21 protein-coding genes are annotated in these 23,880 nt (G+C 33.5%); 10 read left to right on the top strand and 11 right to left on the bottom strand.

The window, feature by feature from the left end:
* Positions 1-319: 319 nt before the first annotated feature.
* The 7 genes from ACXHHC_RS01105 to ccoS all read right to left on the bottom strand — a co-directional run bounded on the left by ACXHHC_RS01105 (position 320) and on the right by ccoS (position 6,487).
* A complete protein-coding gene (locus ACXHHC_RS01105; protein ID WP_458227808.1) occupies positions 320-1,021 on the bottom strand; it encodes a sulfite exporter TauE/SafE family protein in 702 nt (233 codons plus the stop codon).
* Complete coding sequence (locus tag ACXHHC_RS01100) at positions 1,021-1,473, bottom strand: FixH family protein (RefSeq protein WP_458227807.1); 453 nt, start codon at positions 1,471-1,473, stop codon at positions 1,021-1,023. Before ACXHHC_RS01100 ends, ACXHHC_RS01105 begins: the two co-directional genes overlap by 1 nt.
* A gap of 70 nt (positions 1,474-1,543) precedes the next feature.
* Entirely contained in the window at positions 1,544-2,971 is a 1,428-nt protein-coding gene (gene ccoG, locus ACXHHC_RS01095) for a cytochrome c oxidase accessory protein CcoG (protein WP_458227806.1), read from the bottom strand.
* Between the two features lie 30 nt (positions 2,972-3,001).
* Entirely contained in the window at positions 3,002-3,862 is an 861-nt protein-coding gene (locus tag ACXHHC_RS01090) for a cbb3-type cytochrome c oxidase N-terminal domain-containing protein (RefSeq protein ID WP_458227805.1), read from the bottom strand.
* Between the two features lie 11 nt (positions 3,863-3,873).
* A complete protein-coding gene (locus ACXHHC_RS01085; protein ID WP_458227804.1) occupies positions 3,874-4,038 on the bottom strand; it encodes a CcoQ/FixQ family Cbb3-type cytochrome c oxidase assembly chaperone in 165 nt (54 codons plus the stop codon).
* An 87-nt stretch (positions 4,039-4,125) separates the two neighbouring features.
* A complete protein-coding gene (ccoN, locus tag ACXHHC_RS01080; RefSeq protein ID WP_458227803.1) occupies positions 4,126-6,300 on the bottom strand; it encodes a cytochrome-c oxidase, cbb3-type subunit I in 2,175 nt (724 codons plus the stop codon).
* 7 nt (positions 6,301-6,307) lie between these two features.
* Positions 6,308-6,487 (bottom strand): cbb3-type cytochrome oxidase assembly protein CcoS, encoded by a 180-nt coding sequence (ccoS, locus tag ACXHHC_RS01075; protein ID WP_458227802.1) that lies wholly within the window; start codon positions 6,485-6,487, stop codon positions 6,308-6,310.
* Positions 6,488-6,647: 160 nt separating this feature from the next.
* On the opposite strand from ccoS, the gene ACXHHC_RS01070 reads away from it, so the two are divergent.
* From ACXHHC_RS01070 to ACXHHC_RS01060, 3 genes are all read left to right on the top strand, one after another.
* Positions 6,648-7,454, top strand: a complete 807-nt coding sequence (locus tag ACXHHC_RS01070) for a PhzF family phenazine biosynthesis protein (RefSeq protein WP_458227801.1) — start codon at positions 6,648-6,650, stop codon at positions 7,452-7,454.
* A 149-nt stretch (positions 7,455-7,603) separates the two neighbouring features.
* On the top strand, positions 7,604-8,128 hold the full coding sequence (locus tag ACXHHC_RS01065) for an ankyrin repeat domain-containing protein (RefSeq protein WP_458227800.1): 525 nt from the start codon (positions 7,604-7,606) through the stop codon (positions 8,126-8,128).
* Positions 8,129-8,145: 17 nt separating this feature from the next.
* Positions 8,146-8,913: a T9SS type A sorting domain-containing protein gene (locus tag ACXHHC_RS01060; protein ID WP_458227799.1), complete on the top strand. Its 768-nt coding sequence runs from the start codon at positions 8,146-8,148 to the stop codon at positions 8,911-8,913.
* 52 nt (positions 8,914-8,965) lie between these two features.
* Here ACXHHC_RS01060 and ACXHHC_RS01055 read toward each other — a convergent pair whose 3' ends face one another.
* Positions 8,966-10,117, bottom strand: coding sequence for a class I SAM-dependent methyltransferase (locus ACXHHC_RS01055; RefSeq protein ID WP_458227798.1), 1,152 nt, complete (start codon positions 10,115-10,117; stop codon positions 8,966-8,968).
* A gap of 183 nt (positions 10,118-10,300) precedes the next feature.
* On the opposite strand from ACXHHC_RS01055, the gene purL reads away from it, so the two are divergent.
* Entirely contained in the window at positions 10,301-13,972 is a 3,672-nt protein-coding gene (gene purL, locus ACXHHC_RS01050) for a phosphoribosylformylglycinamidine synthase (protein ID WP_458227797.1), read from the top strand.
* Between the two features lie 104 nt (positions 13,973-14,076).
* On the opposite strand, the gene ACXHHC_RS01045 is transcribed toward purL, so the two are convergent.
* A complete protein-coding gene (locus ACXHHC_RS01045; RefSeq protein WP_458227796.1) occupies positions 14,077-16,413 on the bottom strand; it encodes a hypothetical protein in 2,337 nt (778 codons plus the stop codon).
* A 277-nt stretch (positions 16,414-16,690) separates the two neighbouring features.
* Here ACXHHC_RS01045 and rlmF point away from each other — a divergent pair, with 277 nt between their 5' ends.
* From rlmF to ACXHHC_RS01030, 3 genes are read left to right on the top strand one after another with little or no spacing between them, the layout of a single operon-like run.
* Complete coding sequence (gene rlmF, locus ACXHHC_RS01040) at positions 16,691-17,629, top strand: 23S rRNA (adenine(1618)-N(6))-methyltransferase RlmF (RefSeq protein WP_458227795.1); 939 nt, start codon at positions 16,691-16,693, stop codon at positions 17,627-17,629.
* Positions 17,630-17,641: 12 nt separating this feature from the next.
* Entirely contained in the window at positions 17,642-18,655 is a 1,014-nt protein-coding gene (locus ACXHHC_RS01035; RefSeq protein ID WP_458227794.1) for a DHH family phosphoesterase, read from the top strand.
* A gap of 28 nt (positions 18,656-18,683) precedes the next feature.
* Positions 18,684-19,007 (top strand): hypothetical protein, encoded by a 324-nt coding sequence (locus ACXHHC_RS01030; protein WP_458227793.1) that lies wholly within the window; start codon positions 18,684-18,686, stop codon positions 19,005-19,007.
* 72 nt (positions 19,008-19,079) lie between these two features.
* Here ACXHHC_RS01030 and ACXHHC_RS01025 read toward each other — a convergent pair whose 3' ends face one another.
* Positions 19,080-20,426 carry a DEAD/DEAH box helicase gene (locus ACXHHC_RS01025; RefSeq protein WP_458227792.1) on the bottom strand — a complete coding sequence of 449 codons (1,347 nt, stop codon included), beginning with the start codon at positions 20,424-20,426 and terminating at the stop codon, positions 19,080-19,082.
* Positions 20,427-20,614: 188 nt separating this feature from the next.
* On the opposite strand from ACXHHC_RS01025, the gene ACXHHC_RS01020 reads away from it, so the two are divergent.
* Entirely contained in the window at positions 20,615-21,013 is a 399-nt protein-coding gene (locus ACXHHC_RS01020) for a VOC family protein (protein ID WP_458227791.1), read from the top strand.
* Between the two features lie 32 nt (positions 21,014-21,045).
* On the opposite strand, the gene ACXHHC_RS01015 is transcribed toward ACXHHC_RS01020, so the two are convergent.
* Positions 21,046-22,215, bottom strand: a complete 1,170-nt coding sequence (locus tag ACXHHC_RS01015) for a THUMP domain-containing class I SAM-dependent RNA methyltransferase (RefSeq protein ID WP_458227790.1) — start codon at positions 22,213-22,215, stop codon at positions 21,046-21,048.
* Positions 22,216-22,446: 231 nt separating this feature from the next.
* Between ACXHHC_RS01015 and ACXHHC_RS01010 the strand changes: the two genes are divergently transcribed.
* The gene (locus tag ACXHHC_RS01010) at positions 22,447-23,178 is read left to right on the top strand and encodes a class I SAM-dependent methyltransferase (RefSeq protein WP_458227789.1); all 732 of its coding nucleotides are present in this window, start codon (positions 22,447-22,449) and stop codon (positions 23,176-23,178) included.
* A complete protein-coding gene (locus ACXHHC_RS01005) occupies positions 23,175-23,879 on the top strand; it encodes a ZIP family metal transporter (protein ID WP_458227788.1) in 705 nt (234 codons plus the stop codon). Before ACXHHC_RS01010 ends, ACXHHC_RS01005 begins: the two co-directional genes overlap by 4 nt.
* The last annotated feature ends 1 nt before the right edge of the window (position 23,880 follow it).

Raw genomic sequence — 23,880 nt, 5'->3', positions numbered from 1 at the left:
TCATAACAAAAAAGTTTGAAAAACACAGTTACTACTATTAATAACCATTCATTTTTATTATAACTAAACCAAAATAATTAATAAATACACTAGAATTATATGTGCACATATTTGCCAAACATGAAGTTTCTATTATTACAAGAGAAATATATACTAGCAATATCTTTCTCATTAATAAAAAATAGATTCTTTGATAAGCTTTTTTGGTAAGGTTGATGATAAAAACCTGTTTGAGAAAGAAATAAAAGACATTACTAATAAATAGAAACCACTTTACCCTGTAAACAAATAATAGTTATTAGTGTAGTACAGGTTTACTTTAATGACACCCAACAGGTATCAGCTGCACACTTAAACTTAAGTTAGATGGTGATACAAAAGCAATACCTAAGCCTAATCCTCTAAGAATAAATAGTCCTCCTAGTACAAATAACATCACAGGAATTGCACTATTAAAGGCTGTTTTAAATTTGGTTGAGCTTAACAACTTCGCTCCCATTAATACCAACATTAAAGGCAAAGTTCCCAAACCGAATATTAGTAAGTATAAACTTCCTTGCCAAGCTGTACCCAGAGCTACAGCACCAATTAAAGCTACGTAGAGTGTACCACAAGGTAGCAATCCGTTTAACAAGCCTAGTAAAAAAAAGTTTGAGACTGATTTAGATTTAGCCAATTTCTGATAACCACTCTTAAAAAGACCTAGCACTTTAAAAGAAGTGTTTTTCTCCAGTTTATTCAGTATTTTTTTCTGAAAAATAGCTGCTATCAATAAAAACACACCCGCTATTATAGATAAGGTTTGTTGTAAGCCAGCCAACACAAAGGCTCTTCCAAACAAACCGAACACTAAACCTATGATAGCATAAGTAGTTAACCTACCTAAGTGATACGCAATTATTTTAGACCACTTCTGCCCTGCTGTTCCGTTATGAACAGGCAATGCAAAAGCAATAGGTCCACACATACCCACACAGTGAAGACTACTTAGCAAACCAAAAATAAAAGCAGATACAAACATTAGAAATAAATAGATTCTTTTTTATAATACGTTTCATACGGATTGCTAGCGTAACTCCAAGTTACAGTAACATTCCACCTACCTGTCACCAAATCATCTGCAGTAAAAACAAAAGTATTCTGTTCAGAATCAATGGCTTTAACAAAATCTAATTTATCATTAGAAGGTCTATAAAATTGAATCTGCCCTTCTATCACATCCTTATCAACATTTGGAATTTCTATTTGCAATAATTTGTTACCAGCAGTAATTACTACTTGATTCTCTAACTTATTAGCATTGCTTGCATGATCTATTGTATTTTGAAACTTTAATTCTTCCTCATAATACGCTTCACTCACCAAATCGTAATCGTATTGTTTTTGAGTAAATGTTTTCACAACAAAAAACAAGATAAAAGATATAAATGCTGCAAAAAATAAAACGATTCCTGTTCCCCAATTTATTTTCATAATTCTATGTTTTAAATTTACATGTAGTTACGCTTTCTAAACACTAACTACTCTGTTCTAAATACTAATCTTACCAATTATTCTTCGGACTTAAAAAATGTGTTTTTGTTGTGGTTAATTCCTTCCCATCTTTATCGTACACACCAAACTCTATAGCTTCCTTTCCTTCTTCTAAACTAGAAACTGGAATTTCCACAAATACAGTTCCTTCAAATATCTCTTGCTTTTTTAACAACAAATGGTCTGTTCCTACCAATCGTATTTCACCTTTGTCGTGAGACAACAATCTAAAAGACAATGAATCCACATCTTCACTAGTTTTGTTTACCAGCTTGTAAGTATATACATTACTTATACTCCCATTCTCTTTTACTTGAAACAACTCACCTGGCACCCTAAAAAAATTAGCCTGTACCGAACTTCTAACGGTTAACAAACCAAGTAAAACAATTACCAAGACTGTTAAAATTCCGGTATACGCTTTTATACGAATGGTAAATTCAAAAGGTTTGTTTTTCTCTATATTTTCTTCAGAAGCATAACGAATCAATCCTTTAGGCTGATTTGTTTTTTCCATCATGAAATCACAAACATCTATACAAGCAGTACAATTCACACATTCTAACTGTGTACCATTTCTAATATCAATTCCGGTTGGGCAAACATCTACACACTGATTACAATCAATGCATGCTCCTTTTCCCGCTTCTATCCTATTTTCTTTTTTTCTAAACTTAGCTCTTCCTTTTTTCCCTTCACCTCTTAAATAATCGTAGGCAACAATAATAGATTTGTTATCTAAAAGGACTCCTTGTAAACGTCCATAAGGACAAGCAATAATACATACCTGCTCTCTAAACCAAGAAAAAACAAAATAAAAGACACCCGTAAAAATCCAAATACTTACAAAGCCTGCAACATGTTGAGATACCGGTTCTTTAATCACCTTTAACAATGGATCGCTCCCAATTACATAAGCTAAGAACACGTTAGAAATCACAAAAGAAATTACAATGTATAGTGCATGCTTTAAAACTCTCTTTTTAATCTTATCCGCATTCCACGGTTGTTTAGCCAAACGTTTCTGAGCTCCACTATCACCTTCAATCCAATAATCTATTTTGCGGAACACCATTTCCATAAAAATAGTCTGAGGACATACCCATCCACAAAAGACACGTCCATAAATTACCGTAAACAGCGTAATAAACACCACTCCAATTAACATAGAAAGCACCAACAGATAGAAATCTTGTGGCCAAAATGGAAATCCGAAAATGTGAAACTTTCTCTCTATTACATTGAATAGGAAAAACTGATTCCCATTGATTTTTATAAAGGGAGCTGACAACAAAAAAGCCAATAAAAAAACACTAACCCATGTTCTATATCTGTAAAACCTCCCCCAAGGTTTTTTTGGGTATATCCATGAACGTTTTCCTTGTTCATCTATTGTTGCAATAGAATCTCTAAAGACCTCTCTGTTACCCTCTCCCATAACTAAAACAACTACTACAAATACTAATTACTATTCTTCTTTATATAAATCTCCTTGTGGAGCCTTAGGCTCAGCAGGTGTGGTTCCTTTTAAACTAGCCACATATGCTGTTAACATCTGCAATTTCTGAGGGTTGAAGCTATTCTTCCATGCAATCATCCCTTTACCTGGTCTACCTCCCTCTGCAATGGTATTGTATATATTTTCTACTCCTCCACCTAAAATCCAGTATTCATCGGTTAGATTAGGTCCTATTTTTCCTCCACCATCTACTCCATGACATACGGCACAATTTTTCTTAAACAATTTCTTCCCTTCTGCATTACCTCCAGAAGCCAAAGCCGATAAATCAACTTTTTCTTGAGTAGCCTCGTAAGCTGCAATTTGCTCCTTGGCCAATCTTACCTCTACTAAATACTCTTCTTTCTGATCTTGACCATCTAACACATGATAACGTACCATATACACCACCGCAAAAGCAATAGTTATGTAGAATAAATACAACCACCATGGCGGTAAATTGTTATCTAACTCTTCAATACCATCAAAATCATGATTCATATTGATTTCTGCTTCTTCTTCTATAGGTTTTACCTTGGTTAAAGCTTTTACTATAGAATTCCAATCTGACCAATCAATACTGTTGGCAGCTTGTTTTTCCGCAAACTCTTTTTTCTCTTCATCAGACGATAAAGACAAGTACAAATTGTTCATTTTAGTAATGACGAACTTTACACTAAAGAAAGTGGCCATAAACAATAAGTACAATGTAATTTTTAACGCCAATAATGACTTGTATCCAAACCCAGATGGGAATAATAGCTCTATAACGACTCCTACAATAACACTTAGGATAACAAAGCCTATAATTTGTTTATTTTTTTGATTCATAATGTGTTGTTTTATTCAAAAGGTAGATTGCTAACTTTTTTTAAATAGTCTTTTTTCGCTTTAAACACCCATAAAAACAATAGGGTAAAAAAGGCAAAGAAGATGGTTAAAGAAACGATTGGATAAATCTCAACCCCCTCTATCGTTGCCATGTGATTTTTTATAAATTTTAACATAATTCTCTTTTTTTTGTTGATTCATTGAGTTGTGCATTTGTAACGATTACACGAAAAACAAATCAACTCACTACTCTGTACTTACTACTAATGATTGGTCTTAATATCCGTTCCTAGTCTTTGTAAATAAGCAATTAACGCTACTATTTCTCTTTCCTGAATTGGTACAAAAACCTCTCCTTTGGCTTTTGCTTCTTTTTGAGCATTTTCGTAGCTATCCACAAATGAAGGATCCTGTCTTAAATTCTCTGCAATAACATCTGCTTGAGTTTTCATATGCTTTTTGGCATTGTCTATCTCATACTCTGTATAAGGAACTCCTAAAGCAATCATTCCATGCATTTTATCTTCTGTGTGTTTGGTATCTAATTTGTTTTTTAACAACCACGGATAAGGAGGCATAATAGACCCTGGTGATGTACTTTGCGGATCAATCATATGATTAAAGTGCCAACTATCATTGTATTTCATACCAATTCTATGCAAGTCTGGTCCTGTACGCTTAGACCCCCATAAAAACGGATGATCGTATACAAACTCTCCAGCTTTAGAGTACTCTCCATAACGCTCTACTTCTGAACGGAACGGACGAACCATTTGAGAGTGACAACTAACACAACCTTCTCTTATGTATAAATCTCTACCTTCCAATTCAAGCGGAGTATAAGGTTTTACACTACTAATGGTAGGAATGTTAGACTCTACCATAATTGTAGGTACAATCTGTACAACACCTCCTATTAAAATTGCAATAGTCGCAAAAATGGTTAACTGAACTGGCTTACGCTCTAAGTGCTGATGCCAAGTTTCCCCTAACATTCTTCCTTTCTTAATTGTCTTTAAAGGTGCTGCTTCTGCTAAAGAATCTTCTACTTTAGCTCCTTTTCTAATAGTTGCTGTAATATTTACCAACATTACAATCGCTCCTATTATATACATGGTTCCTCCAACAGCACGCATCCAATACATTGGTATAATTTGTGTTACGGTCTCTAAAAAGTTACCATATACCAAGGTTCCGTCTGGATTGAACTGTTTCCACATAGAAGCTTGGGTAAACCCTGCTACATACATTGGAATTGCATAAATTAAAATACCTAGAGTTCCTAACCAGAAGTGTACATTCGCTAACTTTATTGAGTGTAATTTCGTTTTAAATAATACTGGAACCAACCAATAAATCATCCCGTAAGTCATAAATCCGTTCCAAGCCAAAGCACCTACGTGTACGTGTGCAATAATCCAGTCTGAGAAGTGTGCAATTGCATTAACGTTCTTTAACGATAACATAGGTCCTTCAAAAGTTGCCATACCATATCCTGTAATGGCTACTACCATAAATTTTAACACTGGTTCTGTTCTTACTTTATCCCAAGCACCTCTTAAGGTCAACAATCCATTAATCATACCTCCCCAAGATGGAGCAATTAACATTACAGAAAAAGCAACTCCTAAATTCTGAGCCCAGTCTGGTAAAGAAGTGTATAGTAAATGGTGAGGTCCTGCCCAGATATAGATAAAAATCAACGACCAGAAGTGTACAATAGACAATCTGTATGAATACACAGGACGATTAGCGGCCTTAGGCACAAAGTAATACATTAACCCTAAGAAAGGTGTCGTTAAGAAAAACGCTACCGCATTGTGTCCATACCACCATTGTACCAAAGCATCTTGTACCCCTGCATACACCGAGTAACTTTTGGTAAACGTAATAGGTAATTCTAAACTATTAAAGATATGTAACACAGCTACAGTTACAAATGTTCCTAAATAGAACCAAATCGCAACGTATAAATGTCGTTCTCTTCTTTTAAAAATAGTACCAATCATATTCACACCAAATACTACCCAAACCAATGCAATGGCAATATCTATTGGCCATTCTAACTCTGCATATTCTTTACTTGTAGTAATACCTAACGGCAACGTAATTGCTGCAGCAATAATAATTAACTGCCATCCCCAAAAGTTTATGTTGCTTAGTAAATCACTAAACATTCTTGCTTTTAACAAACGCTGCAAAGAGTAGTAAACCCCGGCATAAATTGCGTTCCCCACAAAGGCAAAAATTACTGCATTGGTATGTAAAGGTCTTAGTCTTCCAAAGCTCAACCACGATATTCCACTGGTTAACTCCGGAAACATAAACATAAAAGCTAATAAAAGTCCTACGGTCATCCCTATCAGCCCCCAGAACATTGTAGCATAAATAAACTTTTTTACGATCTTATTGTCGTAATAAAACTGCTCTTTTTCCATAAATTAGTTATTCTATTATTGTTTTTGTTTTAGATTTCGTACTGTTAAGAGAATCGTTAAAAAGCATCCTCATAGCTGGGGTTTCATCGTCCTCGAATTGTCCTTTTTTAACGGCCCAAAAGAATATTCCTAGGAATATTAGAGCAACGCAAAGGCTTACGATGATTAAAAGGTATATTACTCCCATATTAGTTGTGTTGTTTGTTAGGAGCAAAATTATTGGGATAGCAAAGTGGAAAAAATGATTATTATCATAGAACGTTTTTTTATGCACTAAAAGTTCTTTTACGTTATTAATTCTACTGATAATTCTTACATTTAACTTCTATAATTGAAAAAGCAAACAAATGAACAATTCCATTATCTATCAAGTAGATGCATTTACAACCGAAGCTTTTAAAGGAAACCCTGCTGGGGTAATGATCCTAGAAAAAAGATTGGATGAAAAAACAATGCAAAGTATAGCTATGGAGATGAATTTGTCTGAAACAGCCTTTGTTTATGGCAATGGAGAGCTTTATGAAATTCGTTTTTTTACTCCTACTGTAGAAATTCCGTTATGTGGACATGCAACTTTGGCAAGTGCACATATTCTATATGAAACGGGAATAAAAAAAGAGAGTGAAACTATTCATTTTAAAGCCAAAGGAGGTGATTTAAGTATCCATAAAACTCCGTCTGGAATTCAGATGAGTTTTCCTAGTTATACGGTTTCTAAAATTGACACACCAAACAACTTTAAAAACATTATGGGGTTTAGCCCTTTAGAAGTATATGCATGTGATAACAATTGGAAAATAGCCATAGCAGCTTCTGAGAGTGAAATTTTAAACGGAAATCCTACTTCTTACAAAGAAATGATAGCAAATGATATAGGTCATTTAATGATTACTTCAATAGGAGATATTTCTAAGGTAGACTATGTGGTTCGCTGTTTTGCACCTGAAGCGGGTATAGATGAAGATCCTGTTACTGGTTCTGCGCAATGTGGATTGGTTCCTTTGTGGAATTTAAAAACTGGAAATACCGAATTTAGTTGCAAACAAGTTTCTGAAAGAACTGGGGATTTAGCCCTAAAGTTAGTCGATGGAACTGTAGAAATTACAGGTAATGCGGTTACTATATTTAAAGCGGAATTAAACACCTTATTATAAAATCACAATAAACAACTTTGGTTCAACACAATAAACACCATTTCAGAAGCTTATATTGAATAAGTCTTAACAAAAATGTTTTTTTTAATCCAATAAATTGTAGTTTTCCTATTTTAAATAGACTAGATTTATTGGATTATTTCTTTTATATGCTATTTAAAAAAATAATTTCTTTTTGTCTTTTTACCTTATTCATCTCTTGTTCTTCAGGAGAAATAGATATTTACGATGCTGCTCGGCATGGAGATTTAAAAACGATTCATAAAGTATATGAACAAGATAAAGAAAGTATTAACACCCCTAATCATAGAGGTCATACACCTCTTATATTGGCTTGTTATAGAAATCAACCCAAAGCAGCAGAATTGTTATTAAAATTAGGAGCAAATGTTAACTACAAATGCGATTTAGGAACAGCTTTACACGCAGCTGTTTATCAAAATAACTTATCTATTGCCGAATTACTTTTAAAAAACAAGGTAAAAGTAAATAGCGTAGATAATAATAAACATACACCTTTAATTATGGCCGTTAACGGATCTGATGCCAAAATGGTTATGCTCTTATTAAAATACAATGCAGATGTTACGTTGGTAGACAAAGCAGGCAAAACCGCTTTTGTTCATGCCATGGAGCAAGAGAATGAAGAAATTTCACAATTATTAAGACAATAAATTAATTCCATTTACCTATGAAAAAAATTACTCTTTTATTATTACTATTCATAACTTCTTTATCTTCTTTTGCTATTGTAGACGGAACCTATCCTTTAACCGGTGCTCCTTTTACAGGTACAATTACCTTTGATAATACAGCCCAAGAATTTACCATAACCATAACGAACAGCCCTACTACAGGGTACCTAGGTATAGGATTTTCAGACACCACAGCTGGTCAAATGGGTGGTAAATATGCCTTGTATATTAGCAAGTCCGATAATAGTTTTGAATTAAGTGAACACATTTTAATAGACTACAGTCTAGGAACTACATTAACCACTCAGGCAACAATCGAAAGTCAAAATTTTGCTAATGGAGATATTACCATTAAGAGATCTTATACAGCTACCAACGGAGGTTTTAGTTTTACTGGAAACGAAACTAGTCTGAATTTTATTTCAGCCAAAGGAAATACGGCAGGTGCTTACCACGGAGGATCCAATAGATTTAAAGGAACCGTTAGTATTGGTTCTTTAAGTACGAATCAGCTTCCGGAGCTAATAGGTCTTCAAGCCTATACAAAAGACAATTCTATAGAACTTAAATTTCCTGAAACAGCAAAAGGAATTTATAATCTTGAAGTTTTGAACAGTATTGGACAAACAATTTTAACAAAAGAACTAAACAGTAACACCCCGTCTCATCCATTAAGTAAATTATCTTCTAATCCAGCAGGTATTTACTTTATTAGATTGAATAAAAACGGAAAAATATTTACACTTAAAGTGTTAAAGAATTAACTCTAGTAATAAGCGTATAATAAAAAAGCTCAGCATATGCTGAGCTTTTTTATTATACTTGTTTTTCCAAATAATGGTAATCTATATGGTATTGATCTTTTAAATCTTTAATTTTTTCATCAATGCCTTTTTTATCCACTTTTTTGTTGTTTTTAGAACCTACCAACATTACATTTTTACGTGTATGCTCGTTAGAAATAAACTCAAATACTTTGGTACTGTATTGATTCTTTTCTAGAATTAAGGCTCTAATGGTATCTGTAATCATTTCGAACTGACGTTCCTTAAAAATCCCATATTTTAACAAAGGGCTCTCCTGTTCTACTCCCTTTAATTGCTGACGAACTTGTTTATGACAACAAGGAGCACATATAACCAAACTAGCATTAGATACAATACCTTTGGCAATGGCATCATCTGTGGCTGTATCACAAGCATGTAGTGCTATTAAAATATCTATCTTTTTGTTTTCGTAATCCTGAATCATTTTGCTTTCGAAGGACAATTCATCAAAACCACATTTTTTTGCCACATCATTGCAATACGTAACCAATCCTTCTCTTAGTTCTATTCCTGTTACAGAAACATCTCGCTTACGTTCATTCTTTAAATAATCGTACAAAGCAAAAGTTAAGTACCCCTTACCAGATCCCATGTCTACAATCTGAATCTTCTTAGGTAATTTAACCCCATTCACTAAGCTTTCTATAATCTCTAAGTACTTATTAATTTGCCTGTATTTATCTGCCATTTTAGGAATTACACTTCCTTCCTTATCCGTAACACCTAAATGAAATAAATAATCCTTATTTGCTGCTCTTTTCTCTTTAGGTCTATCGTGTGTATCTGGTAATTTGTTGGTAAAACTTGGAGCTACTTTCTTTAAAGTAATTGCTTTCTTCTTAGAAACAAATACCTGAATATCATCTGGTAAAGTAAATACAACTCCCGAACGAAACGTTGTTAACAGTAATTCTCCTACTTGTTCCAACGCTTCTTCTAACGTAAAGTTTTTAACAACATCATTCGTCTTATTCCTATAAGTAAATTGTAATTGTTGTTGATTCTGAATGGTAACCAATCTAATGTATACATTTCTTAAGCCATCATTTTTTCTAATAGGCTTACTCAATGTCATTTTTACAAATGTATCTGCAAGGATACTCGCCCTTACTTCTTCAAACAGTTTCTCAAATTCTTCCATAACGCAAAAATAATTAGAATATACTTAGTTTTAAAGATATTTCTAACCAATCAAAACATAATTCCGTATCCATAAAGAAGATGTTTTATAACTCGATAATAATTCCTTAATACTAGCTGCTGTTTACAATTTGATTTTGTTAAATTTGCGCTTTAAATAAATTTTGAACAAACTTCATTTATAATGATCTTATTCTTTCAAAAAAACACGACTGTTTTTGCAGTACAAACTTCTGAGCAATCTACAGAAAACATTCAAAAATTAGAATGGTTATTTGGAAACGCAAAACAAATCAACACTAAAAACTTAGACGGATATTTTATTGGACCTCGTAGAGAGATGATTACTCCTTGGAGTACCAATGCTGTTGAAATTACTCAAAACATGAGTATTGAGGGAATTGAGAGAATTGAAGAGTTCACTCAAGTAGACTCTAAAGATGCAGAGATTGACCCTATGTTACAAAAAATGTACGAAGGTTTAAATCAGGAATCTTATACTATAGACGTAGAACCACAGCCTATTCTAGAAATAGAAGATATTAAAGCTTTTGATGCCCAAGAAGGTTTGTCTTTAAGTGATGATGAAATTGCTTACTTAGAAGATATGGCTAAACGTATTGGTCGTAAATTAACAGATTCTGAAGTATTTGGTTTTTCTCAAATCAACTCAGAACACTGTCGTCACAAAATATTTAACGGAACATTTGTAATTGATGGAGAAGAAAAAGAATCTTCTTTATTTAAAATGATTCGTAAAACATCTAACGAAAATCCTAACGGAATTGTATCTGCTTACAAAGACAATGTTGCTTTTGTAAAAGGACCTAAAGCAACACAGTTTGCTCCTAAAACAGCAGACAAACCAGATTTTTACGAAACTAAAGAATACGAATCTGTTATTTCTTTAAAAGCAGAAACACACAACTTCCCTACTACTGTAGAGCCATTTAACGGAGCTGCAACTGGAGCAGGTGGTGAAATTAGAGACCGTTTGGCTGGTGGTAAAGGTTCTTTACCTTTAGCAGGAACTGCGGTTTATATGACTTCTTACTCAAGATTAGAAGAAAACAGACCTTGGGAAAACATAGAAGAAAGAAATTGGTTGTACCAAACTCCAATGGACATTTTAATTAAAGCATCTAACGGTGCTTCTGATTTTGGAAACAAATTTGGACAACCTTTAATTTCTGGTTCTTTATTAACTTTTGAACACGAAGAAGCTAGTAAAGATGCTGATGACTTAAGAACTTTAGGGTTTGATAAAGTAATTATGCAAGCTGGTGGTGTAGGTTACGGTAAAGCAGAACAAGCTTTAAAAGCTGAACCTGAAGCAGGGGATAAAATTGTAATTCTAGGTGGAGATAACTACCGTATTGGTATGGGAGGTGCTGCTGTATCTTCTGCAGATACTGGAGCTATGGAGTCTGGTATTGAATTAAACGCTGTTCAACGTTCTAATCCCGAAATGCAAAAACGTGCTGCCAATGCCATTCGTGGTATGGTAGAGAGTGACATTAATCCTATTGTATCTATTCACGATCACGGAGCAGGTGGACATTTAAACTGTTTGTCAGAATTGGTAGAAGAAACTGGAGGTTTAATTGATACAGATAAATTACCTGTAGGTGATCCTACCTTATCTGCTAAAGAATTAATTGGTAACGAGTCTCAAGAAAGAATGGGATTGGTCATCAACGAAAAAGATATTGAATACTTAAACAGAGTTGCAGAGCGTGAACGTTCTCCAATGCATACTGTTGGTGATGTAACTAACGACAATCGTTTTACTTTTAAATCTGCTACTACAGGAAAAGCTCCTATGGATTTAGATTTGAATGATATGTTTGGTTCTTCTCCAAAAACAATCTTAAAAGATACTACTATTGCTAGAAAGTACGATGACGTAACTTATAGTAATGATGAGATTCAAGCAAACGTAAAAACTGTTTTACAGTTAGAAGCAGTTGCTTGTAAAGATTGGTTAACAAACAAAGTAGACCGTTGTGTGGGTGGTAAAGTTGCCAAACAACAATGTGCTGGTCCTTTACAATTACCGTTAAACGATGTAGCTGTAATGGCTTTAGATTACAATGGTAAAGAAGGAATTGCTACTTCTATAGGTCATGCACCTGTATCTGCTATTATTGATGAAGCAGCAGGTTCTCGTAATGCCATTGCAGAGTGTTTAACCAACTTAGTTTGGGCTCCATTACAAGATAAATTAACATCTGTTTCTTTATCTGCTAACTGGATGTGGCCTTGTAAAAACGAAGGAGAAGATGCTCGTTTATACAATGCTGTAAAAGCGGTTTCAGATTTTGCTATCGACTTAGGAATTAACATTCCTACAGGAAAAGATTCATTATCTATGAAACAAAAATACCCTAACAAAGATGTAATTGCTCCTGGTACGGTAATTATTTCTGGTGTAGGTCACTGTAACGATATTAACAAAGTAGTAGAGCCAGTTTTTTCTAAAAAAGATGGGAATGCTATTTATTATATAGACTTTTCTTCTGATGCATTTAAATTAGGAGGATCTTCTTTTGCACAAGCTGTAAATAAAATTGGAGCTGAAACTCCAGATATTAAAAATGCTGCTACATTTAAAATTGCATTTAACACAGTACAATCATTAATAGAAAAAGGATTGTTAACTGCAGGTCACGATATTTCTGCGGGTGGTTTGATTACTACTATTTTAGAAATGTGTTTTGCTGATGTTAATTTAGGTGCCAATATTGATATTTCTGCTTTAGGTGAAGCAGATACAACCAAGGCTCTTTTTGCAGAAAATGCAGGAGTAATTGTACAAACCGTAAATCCTACAGAAGTTGAAGCTATTTTAACAGAGGCTGGATTAAAGTTTGCAAACATTGGATCTACTGTAGAGACAGAAGTTGTTACTTTAGTTAATGGAAATACTACAGAGGTATTTAACATTGCTGAGTTACGTGATACTTGGTTTAAAACTTCTTACTTATTAGATAAAAAACAATCTGGAGAAGCAAAAGCTACTGAAAGATTTGATAATTATAAAAACCAAGCTTTAGACTTTACCTTCCCTTCTAACTTTACAGGTAAATTACCTAAAATAGAAGCTGGAAAGAAACCTGTTGCTGCTGTATTACGTGAAAAAGGATCTAACTCTGAACGTGAAATGGCAAACGCATTGTACTTAGCTGGTTTTGATGTAAAGGATGTGCACATGACCGATTTAATTACAGGTCGTGAAACTTTAGAAGATGTAAACTTTTTAGCGGCTGTTGGAGGATTCTCTAACTCAGACGTTTTAGGTTCTGCTAAAGGATGGGCAGGTGCTTTCTTATACAACCCAAAAGCAAAAGCTGCTTTAGATAATTTCTACGCTCGTAAAGACACTTTATCTTTAGGTATTTGTAACGGATGTCAGTTGTTAATAGAATTAGGATTAATCAACCCAGAGCACGCTGAAAAGCCTGTAATGGAACACAACGACTCACACAAACACGAATCTGGATTTACTTCTGTTAGCATTCAAGAAAACAACTCTGTAATGTTAAGTAGTTTATCTGGTAGTACTTTAGGAGTATGGATTTCTCATGGAGAAGGTAAATTTAACTTGCCTTACTCAGAAGATCAATACAACTTAATTGCGAAGTACGGATACGAAGGATATCCTGCAAACCCTAACGGATCTAGCTATAATACAGCTATGATGAGTTCTGAAGATGGTCGACACTTGGTAATGATGCCTCACATTGAGCGTTCTATCTTCCAATGGAACTGGGCTAACTATCCTACCGACAGAAACGACGAAGTTTCTCCTTGGTTAGAAGCTTTTGTAAACGCTAAAGAATGGTTAACAAAATAAACCAATCACATATATTAAAAAAGCCAATTGGAAATTCCAATTGGCTTTTTTATTTGTAAAAAGACACCAAGACTTTAAGTAGTAAGCCTAGGTATCTTTATTATTTATTTCTCTATTTCTAGTAATAAAACACCGTGAACATCCAATTCAAAATCCGTCCCTAAAGATTCTCTGGTAAGCATATTTACACAGTTTAACTTAGTACCGTTTTTTAATGATACATTTAATTTGGCTTTATTTTTACCTAGATTCACAATCGTCATAATATAACCTCCTTTACCATTAGAAACAACTCTCCAAGTACACCCTTTATGAGCCAATCCGTTAGATTCAGACAAAACCACTTGAGGTAAACTATCCTTAACCAACGTTAATGCTAGTTCTTTTAAATCCTCATGTTTATCAGTATTTAAAACATGTAAGTTCCCCTTGTTACTTTCAAGCACTTTTAAGCGTTTAACTCCATACTCATTCATAGACAAACTCTTTTTATTATCTACAATAACAGTTCCTCCATTGTCTAAGTATTTTTGTAATTCATTAAACTCCGAATCTGTTACATACTCTGTTTTGTAAACAAGAACAACATCCCAGTTTTTAGCATCCTGCTTTTTTATAATTTTTTCTGTAGCATAACCTACAGGAAATCCTTCAAAAAACAACGACTCGTAAAGATGGTGTTGTTGGGTCATATGATTTGTTTTATTGATAGCAGATGTTTCTGAATGGAACAATCTTATAGGTCTTCTTTGACGACGTAAAGCCATTATTTCTTCTGAAAAACTATTTAAATCCATCATTACCTGAGTAAGCTCATTTGCTACTTGAGGTTGCATATTTACAGATGCTGCAAAAGATCTGTGTAAGGCTACGTCTTTTGAATACACATCCTTTTCAAATCTATCTTCTGGAGAACCATCTGGATCTCTTGCCCAAAACCAAGACAGACCAGCATCCATTCCAAACAAGGTTGCCAACCAATAATTGTTTCTTATGTATTCTGGAGAAGTATCTAATTTACGCCAAGCAACACTAGATAAAAAGTGCGTTTCTGAATTAACATGAATCTTTTCTGGTGCAACCGATTCCATAAAATCGTAAGAAACACACAACTCTTCCCAGTGGTAAGAATAATTCTCTTCCCACGATTCCGTCCTGTTATAACGAATATCTCTTTCTCTCGTTTTTGCATCATCACCAATCATTGTTGTTAATTCTGTTAACGACTCTAAATCAATTCCGTGTGAACGTTCGTCATCTGAAAAAAAGTGAGGTATTAATTTTATATGCGTATCTCCACCAGGATTGGTTTTGTGTAATTCTTTTTGTAAAAAGGCAAACCACTCTACTACCCTATCCATATTAAAACGATCCCAATCGTATCTAAGTGGCGTTCCTTTGGTGTTTTTTCTTAAAGGGAAAACAAACGTTACTTCTTTAAATGAGTTAAAACTTGTATTCCAGTTTTTATTCAATTCGGTTATATTGTTTTTGTACTTTCTACTTAACCATTCATTAAACTTTTTTAAGGTGTACGATGAAAGTTCATTCATTTCTCCACGCTTAAAAGCCCAATTTCCTTGTTCAGAAAACCAATGAGGCTCGTTCGCCAAAATATACCCTAACTGTACCGTTTTTTTATCTTTAGTTACTTCACCAGCTTTCTGCATTATAGCACTCCAAACTTCACGCATTAAAGGGTTATCAATATCAAAACCAATAAAAGTACATCTACCTTTTGTTACTTCTGGTTCTTGTTTTTTAATCCATTTAGGCACATTTGTATTCCACAACAAAAGATACCCCACCTTGGTGTCTGGATGATTGATAACTTTATCTAAGGTATATTGTGCAAAAGTTCCGTCTTCTTTTACCAAATTAGGTGTAAACCCACCTACATGATCTATATTCCCCAAGTGATCGTTATAAATTCGGGTATCATAAGTAGGATTCCCCATAGATTTTGAGAAGTAGTCATATAAAAAAACAGGTTTCCCATTACTTACAAATTGATCTTTTTCTACTTTGATATTTTTCCAATCTACTTTGGATACCGGTCTTCTAACAATAGACCCATCCATTACTTTGGTAAGATTATCTATTCCTGTGTCTAAAATTTCAATGACTTTTTTTCGTTCAAAATCTGGGAGCTCTTTTGCCATTTTAGCTTTATCTCCTTTTAAGGGCTTAAATCTCTCAAACGCATTTTGAATAAATGCAGTATTTTTTTGATCCCATTTTGCAATTTTTAAAAACTCTTTAGAAAACCATACAATGGTTTTTTCTCTGGTTGCATCAAAACCTTTTTTTTCTGACTTTGAAATTAATTTTTCTAATTTCGAAATCTTTTTCTTCGCTTGTTTACTGATTTCCTGCGCACTAACAGAAAAACTTTGTACAAATAATAGTACTAAAAAAAACAAAATTTGATGTTTCTTCATTTTTATGATATGGTTTAAATAATTAACTTTTCTTTAGTTTGTAAGCTTTGCTTGTTTTACTAAAAACGCTGAATATATCTTTTTAACTTAATTATTTATTTACTGTAGTATACCAATCTTTTATAAAATTAGACTTTTATAGTGAACTATTTTATAGAATCTAATAGTGCTAACTATAACACAACACCCTACAAATAAAACAAACTCCATTATTTAAAATTAAGATCTCACCCACTTTGTAGTATATTTGCACACCTTTCCTAACAAAGCAAATAGCATGTCCAAAGAGAAAAAGAAAATCACCAAAAATAAAATTCATTCTCGCAATAGAAATAAAGATCGATATGATCTAAAAGCTTTAACAGACCTGAATCCGGATTTACTGAATGCCGTAAAACCCAACATTAAAGGAGAGGATACTATTGATTTTACCAATCCTACTGCGGTAAAATCATTAAACAAAACCCTTTTACATTTTTACTACGGAATAGAAAATTGGGACTTTTCAGACGACAATATCTGTCCCTCTATTCCCAACAGAGCAGACTACATTCATTACATGGCAGATGTTTTAATGAGTAGTAATTTTGGAACGTTGCCTGCAGGAGAAAAAATTACCTGTTACAACCTAGGTATAGGTGCAGCTTGTATATACCCTATTATTGGGGTTACAGACTATGACTGGAACTTTATAGGTTCTGATATTGATGAAAATTCCATTAGATCTGCACAATCCATTGTGAGTAAAAACCCTAGCTTAAAAGGTAAAATAGATTGTAGACTGCAAAATAATTCTAAAGACTTTTTTTACGGAATACTTACTAAAGATGAGAAAATAGATATTTCTATATGCAATCCTCCATTATATACTTCGGAAGAAGAAGCTAAAAACCATCTATTTAAAAAAGGGAAAGCCCCAAAAGAAACCAAGGTTAGTAACGAACTTATTTACGAAGGTGGAGAAATTGTGTTTTTACAGCGATATGTAAAAGAAAGTAAAAAATTTGCCAAAAACTGTTTTTGGTTTTCCATATTGGTCAACAAACCTTCCAATCAAAAAGGAATGGTTAGTTATTTAAAAGAATTAGGAGCTACAGACACCAAAGTAATTCCCATTGGACCTGGGAATAAATCGAGTCAAATTATTACATGGACATTCCTTTCTAAGGCAGAACAATTAGAGTGGAAAAAAATTAACTGGAATACTAAAAAATAAAGAGGCAACGCTATGAATGTATACAAGCAAATTGAATCAGAAATTCAAACAGCATCGCATATTGTTATAACAGCACACAAATCTGCAGATGGAGATTCTATTGGTTCTTCTCTAGGATTACTTCGTTTTATAGAAAAACTAGGAAAAACAGCTACTATTTGTCATCCAGACAAAGCTCCAGATTTTTTATACTGGTTAGACACCTCTTCTATTCTATTAATGGAAGAAAATCCAGAAGAAGTAACCAAGGCTATGCACAATGCCGATTTAATTTTCTGCTTAGACTACAACGCAACCAACCGAGTAGGACCTGACATGCAAACTTTATTAGAAGACAGTTCTTGCAAGAAAATAATGATAGACCATCATTTAAACCCTGAAGATTTTCCTTTTATTACAGTATCAGAAACTTCTGTTTGTTCTACATCTCAGTTAATTATTGAATTGATACTTCAGTCTGGTCACGAAAATTTACTAGATGCGCAAATTGGAACTCCTTTATATTTAGGTATTTTAACAGATACAGGTAGTTTTAGATTTAATTCTGTACAACCAAGAACCCATGAACTTTTAGGAAAATTACTAGCGGCTGGTGTGCAACACCATATAATTCACGAAAAATTAAGCGACAACAATACAGAAAGTCGTTTGCGTTTACAAGGATATGCCATGAGTCAAAAACTAGAAATTTTATACGATCATCAAGTGGGTATCATTTCCTTATCTAAAGAAGAATTAGCCGAATATAATTACAAAAAGGGAGATACAGATAGTTTGGCCAACACCATACTAACAATTAAAGGGATGAAAGCCGCAATTGTTTTTACCGAAAGAGATGGTATTATGAAAATCTCTTTCCGTTCTAAAGGTGCAGAAAACCCTGTAAATATTTTAGCTGCTGAGCATTTTAATGGAGGAGGACACGCAAATGCATCTGGTGGTATGAGTGACTTATCTGTTGGTGAAACATTAGAAAAAATAAAAGGATTGATTCCTGAATATTTCCCTACTACTCCACAAAATTAAATAACATTTTACTTAAAGAAATACAACCATGACACAAGAAGATTTTTTAGCTCAAAACGTTTTTAATAACCTAGAGAGCATTACAATAGACAACGACGATAGTACCCTTTATTTTTCGGAAGAAAGTTTTTCCCAAATATTGGCACAAGCAGAACATTACGGTATTTCTATATACGAAATTAAGTCTGTTTTAGACGGAACAGCGGGTCTTACCCTACACCATGAAGCCTTTAGAAAAAAAGCGACAGATGCCAACTGGTACAAAAAAGAATTTAAAAGTTTAAAAAGACAACAAGAAGGATATTTATATGCTGCTACTTACAAGGTTTCTAAAAAGTTACTAAGTAGATAAGCAACATCTATTAATACCAAAACACTCCCTTAAGAAGTTCTTAAGGGAGTGTTTTTTTTAAGTACAAAAATACTATCTTTTCTTTTTCTTCTTTACAAGCTTTTCTTTAGATAATAGATCTGTTTTATTATTTTCTAGAATATAATTCGCTAAAATTTTATCTATCAATTCCTCTTTGGTTAAATGATGGAACACATTCTTAATAGAAGCTTTTACATCTTCTGAAACCGTTTTATTGGGCTTGGTTTTAAATATTTTTTTAGCCCACAATATGGTATTATTCTCTTCAATACTTACTGCGGTAGGTTTTTCATAAGTATGCAAATCAATATCATACTCCTCTCCTAAGAATTCCATTTTTTCAATTTCATCCGCTTGTAAAATTGCCAAAGACATTCCTTTTGCTCCTGCCCTAGCCGTTCTTCCACTTCTATGGATATAAGTTTCCATAGCATCTGGTAAATGATAATGTACTACGTACGAAACATTTTTAATATCTATTCCCCTTGCAGCAACATCTGTAGCTACAAGTGTATTGATATATCCTTCTCTAAATTGTTCCATTATACGATCTCTAATCCCCTGAGTTAAACTTCCGTGAATAGCTCCCGAAGAGATTTTATTTATGGCTAAGTTTTTAGCCAACTTGTTAACTGCTGCTTTCGTTTTACAAAAAATAATTCCTTGCTGCCCTTCTTTACTCGCTAAGAAATGTAACAACACATTTAATTTCTCTATAGGTTCTACCACTACATAATTATGAGAAACATCTTTGTGTGCAGTATTGGCAGTTTCTGTACCTACCTGAGTTACGTGCTTGGATAAATAATTTTGCACCAATTGCTTTACAGATCCGGGTAAAGTAGCAGAAAACAATAACGTTCGTTTTTGCTTTGGCATTGCTTTTACAATTTTATCCAAACCTTCTTTTAAAGACAAAACCATTTCATCTGCTTCATCTAACACAAAATAGTTTACCTGAGACAAGTCTACTTTTCCTCTCTGAATTAAATCTATCAAACGTCCTGGAGTAGCAACTACGACATGCGTAGTTTCTGCTAATTGTTCTATTTGTGGCTTTACAGAAGTACCTCCACAAACTTCGGCAATTGACAAGTCTGAAATAGCAGTACTAAATTCGGTTAAGTTAGTATATATTTGTTTCCCCAACTCTCTTGTAGGCGATAAAATTACGACTTGAATAGCTTCTTTAGCAGTATCTACCAATTGTAATAAAGGCAAACCAAAAGCGGCCGTTTTACCAGTACCCGTATTGGCCAAACCTACAAAATCATCCTTCTGATTTAAAATAACCGGAATAGCTTGTTTTTGAATCTCAGTTGGTTCCGTAATTCCTAAATCTAACAATGTTTGAGTTATTGTAGTAGACAACCCTAAATCTGAAAACTGCTTTGGCATAAAAATATATTTTGTGCAAAGATAGGAAACTAAGAGCCTTTAAAAATCAGAGATTCATGAATCATTGTAAAATCATTTTGCTTTAAATTAAAGAGCAATACAATGTCAATTCTGTTGTATTCTATTCCTAAATCAGTCAAAAAAAGATGTCTCTAATTGTCTATTTTTGCAACCAAACAAATTAGAACATGAAACTAGAACATTTTGCAATTAATGTACCAGAGCCAGTAGAAATGGCAGAGTGGTATGTAGCGAATTTAGGAATGAAAATAACTCTTCAAGAAAAAAAAGCCCCTTTTATGACCTTTTTAGCGGATAATAGCGGAAGGGTAATGATAGAAATATATCGTCATGAAACGGCAGATATTCCTAACTATAAAGAACTGAATCCTCTAATTGTTCATTTGGCCTTTGTTACAGAAACCATAGATAAAGACAGAGATCGTTTGATAGAAGCTGGTGCAACTTTGTATTACGATACTATTCTAGAAGATGGTTCTCATTTGGTAATGTTACAAGATCCTTGGGGTGTTGCTATACAATTGTGCAAAAGAGCCACTCCTTTACTTTTAGACAAAGAGGTTTAAACATCATAACAATACAAAGCAAAAAAGAATGATTAATAATCATTCTTTTTTGCTTTTTTACTTCCTTCGTAGATTTCATATTTTACAAACTTACAATCTAAGTCCCCATTTTTAATAGCAATTCTACGACTCGTTCTAAGTCCAACATGCTTTAATGCTTCTATATCCGATGTGATGAACCAAGCTTCTGTATTTGGGTATTGATGTTTTAGAGTATCCCCTATATTTCTGTAGAAACCTTGAATATCATCTAACTTTAATCGTTCACCATACGGTGGATTAAACAATACTGTAGTAGGTCCGTGTACTTCCTTAGTTGAATTGAAAAAGTTAACATGATGTACTTTTACAAAGTCATCTAAATTTGCATTTGCAATATTGTCATTTGCTTTTCTAACTGCTGAAGGAGCTTTATCAAAGCCCATTAATTTATGCTTAGGACTTGCAATTCTATTAATCAACGAATCGTGTATTTTAAAAAACAATTCTTCGTTATAATCTTTCCACTTTTCAAAAGCAAACTCTTTTCTGTTGATATTTGCAGGAACATTACAAGCTATCATAGCTGCTTCTATCAATATAGTTGCAGAACCACACATAGGATCTATAAAATTCTGATCTCCCGTGTACCCAGATAACAATACCAAACCAGCTGCTAACACCTCATTTATTGGAGCTAAATTGGTATCTAAACGGTAACCTCTTTTATGTAAAGAATCTCCAGAACTGTCTAAAGAAACAGAACATACTCCATTTCTATCTACATGCATGTTCACTTTTAAGTCTGGATGTTTAACATCTACACTGGGTCTTCTACCGTATTTATCTTTAAAATAATCTGCAATACCATCTTTGGTTCTTAACGCTAAATAATGTGTATTATTCGTTAATCCATTAAACTGACTTGTTCCTTTAGTAGCAAAAGTACCATCAACTGATAAATATTTTTCCCAACGAATTTTTAATAAGTTTTTATATAAATCATCTTCGTTACGGATTTTAAACTTTACAATTGGTTTTAAAATTCTAATAGCTGTTCTTAGAAACAAATTGGCTTTGTACATAAACCCCTCATCTCCAACAAACTCTACCATACGCACACCTACTTTTACATCTTGTGCTCCCAACTGTTTTAATTCGTTAGACAACACCTCCTCTAGCCCCTGTAAGGTAATGGCTACCATTTTAAAATTATCTTGCATAGTTTCTTAATTTAAATGCTATCGTATTTTAACTAGAATCCGTTACCGTTCTCCATGCTCTTAAGCATTAAGAGACTTCCGTTTATTTCCATAAAATTACTAGAACCAACAGAACGCATTCCTAATTTAACACATCAGATTTTAAGAATACAAAAGTAGTTTTTTGTAATGTCTTTTAAATAAAACTACTAAAGAATAAATTAATTAAATTTGCCTTTCAAAAAATTTCCAATGGAACAATCTAAAACTTGGTTTAGCGAATGGTTTAATACCCATTACTATCATATACTCTACAAGCATAGAAATCACGAAGAAGCAAAAGTATTCATAGAAAACCTTACCTCGTTTTTAGAACTTCCTAAAGAACGAACTATTCTAGACTTGGCATGTGGTAAAGGAAGGCATTCCATTTTCTTAAACTCTTTAGGATATAAGGTCATTGGAGCAGATTTATCGGAAAACAGCATTACATACGCCAACCAATTCGCTAACAAAGACTTAAACTTTATTGTTCAGGACATGCGCGAACCTTTTAAAGTAAAAGTGGATGCTGTGTTTAACATGTTTACCAGTTTTGGATATTTTGATGATGATGCTGAAGACATTAAAGTCTTACAAAACATTGCAGATGCCATTCCAGAAAATGGTGTTGCCGTTATAGACTACATGAATGTACACAAAGTAATTGCAAACTTGGTAACAGAAGAGACTGTAGATAGAGACAATTTACAATTCGATATTAAAAGAAGTCTTACAAACGGATTTATTACCAAGGAAATAGATTTAACAGACCAAGACAAAGAGTTTCATTTTATGGAACGTGTAAAAGCTATCGATTTAAAAAAGTTCACCAACTATTGTGAGCAAGCCAATCTAAAAATTAAACACATTTTTGGAGACTACCATTTAAACGATTTTAACGAAGTAAGTTCTGACCGATTGATTTTGATTCTAAGCAAATGATCTACCTATTTTTAATTGCTTCTGTACTATCAGGAGTTTTGTTTGTAACTATTACACAGCCAAAAAAGCAATTTATTCAATGGATGCTTTCTTTTAGTGGTGCCTACTTATTGTCTATGACCATTAGTCACCTACTACCCGAATCTTTTGGTTTATTACACGCTACACATACACACGGAGAAGAACCTATTAACGTAAAGTTAATTGGTGCTTTTATTCTTTTGGGAATCATTATTCAATTAATTCTAGAGTCTTTTTCTAAAGGAGCAGAACATGGACATGTGCATATTCACGATGATAGTAAAAAATTCCCTTGGATGTTGTTTATTAGTTTGTCAATACACGCATTTACAGAGGGTATTCCCTTAGGTTACGATCATGGAGGGTCTTTTTTATGGGCTATTGTTATTCATAAAATACCTGTAGGAATTGTATTAACTTCTTTCTTTTTAAAGTACAAATACGAATTAAAGAAAGTAATATTTTTTATGACTGCATTTGCATTAATGAGTCCACTGGGAAGTTTTCTAGCCTCTAAAATTCACTTTTTCCATCATTACCAAAACTACATTACCGCAATCATAATTGGTATCTTTTTACACATATCTACTGTAATTCTATTCGAAAGTTCCAAAAACCACAAATTTAGTTTCCCTAAATTTGTAGCTATCCTTTTAGGAATGGCAGTTGCCTTGTTGTAAA

It is taken from the genome of Wenyingzhuangia sp. IMCC45574 (genome assembly GCF_054182685.1).
This window is presented reverse-complemented; position numbering and strand designations above follow the sequence as displayed.

Coding starts and splice junctions, on each gene's coding strand:
- ACXHHC_RS01085 (WP_458227804.1), bottom strand. CDS start 4,038: ATGTTAAAATTTATAAAAAATCACATGGCAACGATAGAGGGGGTTGAG.
- ACXHHC_RS01010 (WP_458227789.1), top strand. CDS start 22,447: ATGGAACAATCTAAAACTTGGTTTAGCGAATGGTTTAATACCCATTAC.
- ACXHHC_RS01090 (WP_458227805.1), bottom strand. CDS start 3,862: ATGAATCAAAAAAATAAACAAATTATAGGCTTTGTTATCCTAAGTGTT.
- purL (WP_458227797.1), top strand. CDS start 10,301: ATGATCTTATTCTTTCAAAAAAACACGACTGTTTTTGCAGTACAAACT.
- ACXHHC_RS01070 (WP_458227801.1), top strand. CDS start 6,648: ATGAACAATTCCATTATCTATCAAGTAGATGCATTTACAACCGAAGCT.
- ACXHHC_RS01060 (WP_458227799.1), top strand. CDS start 8,146: ATGAAAAAAATTACTCTTTTATTATTACTATTCATAACTTCTTTATCT.
- ACXHHC_RS01055 (WP_458227798.1), bottom strand. CDS start 10,117: ATGGAAGAATTTGAGAAACTGTTTGAAGAAGTAAGGGCGAGTATCCTT.
- rlmF (WP_458227795.1), top strand. CDS start 16,691: ATGTCCAAAGAGAAAAAGAAAATCACCAAAAATAAAATTCATTCTCGC.
- ccoS (WP_458227802.1), bottom strand. CDS start 6,487: ATGGGAGTAATATACCTTTTAATCATCGTAAGCCTTTGCGTTGCTCTA.
- ACXHHC_RS01015 (WP_458227790.1), bottom strand. CDS start 22,215: ATGCAAGATAATTTTAAAATGGTAGCCATTACCTTACAGGGGCTAGAG.
- ACXHHC_RS01025 (WP_458227792.1), bottom strand. CDS start 20,426: ATGCCAAAGCAGTTTTCAGATTTAGGGTTGTCTACTACAATAACTCAA.
- ACXHHC_RS01005 (WP_458227788.1), top strand. CDS start 23,175: ATGATCTACCTATTTTTAATTGCTTCTGTACTATCAGGAGTTTTGTTT.
- ACXHHC_RS01030 (WP_458227793.1), top strand. CDS start 18,684: ATGACACAAGAAGATTTTTTAGCTCAAAACGTTTTTAATAACCTAGAG.
- ACXHHC_RS01045 (WP_458227796.1), bottom strand. CDS start 16,413: ATGAAGAAACATCAAATTTTGTTTTTTTTAGTACTATTATTTGTACAA.
- ACXHHC_RS01105 (WP_458227808.1), bottom strand. CDS start 1,021: ATGTTTGTATCTGCTTTTATTTTTGGTTTGCTAAGTAGTCTTCACTGT.
- ccoG (WP_458227806.1), bottom strand. CDS start 2,971: ATGGGAGAGGGTAACAGAGAGGTCTTTAGAGATTCTATTGCAACAATA.
- ACXHHC_RS01020 (WP_458227791.1), top strand. CDS start 20,615: ATGAAACTAGAACATTTTGCAATTAATGTACCAGAGCCAGTAGAAATG.
- ACXHHC_RS01100 (WP_458227807.1), bottom strand. CDS start 1,473: ATGAAAATAAATTGGGGAACAGGAATCGTTTTATTTTTTGCAGCATTT.
- ACXHHC_RS01035 (WP_458227794.1), top strand. CDS start 17,642: ATGAATGTATACAAGCAAATTGAATCAGAAATTCAAACAGCATCGCAT.
- ccoN (WP_458227803.1), bottom strand. CDS start 6,300: ATGGAAAAAGAGCAGTTTTATTACGACAATAAGATCGTAAAAAAGTTT.
- ACXHHC_RS01065 (WP_458227800.1), top strand. CDS start 7,604: ATGCTATTTAAAAAAATAATTTCTTTTTGTCTTTTTACCTTATTCATC.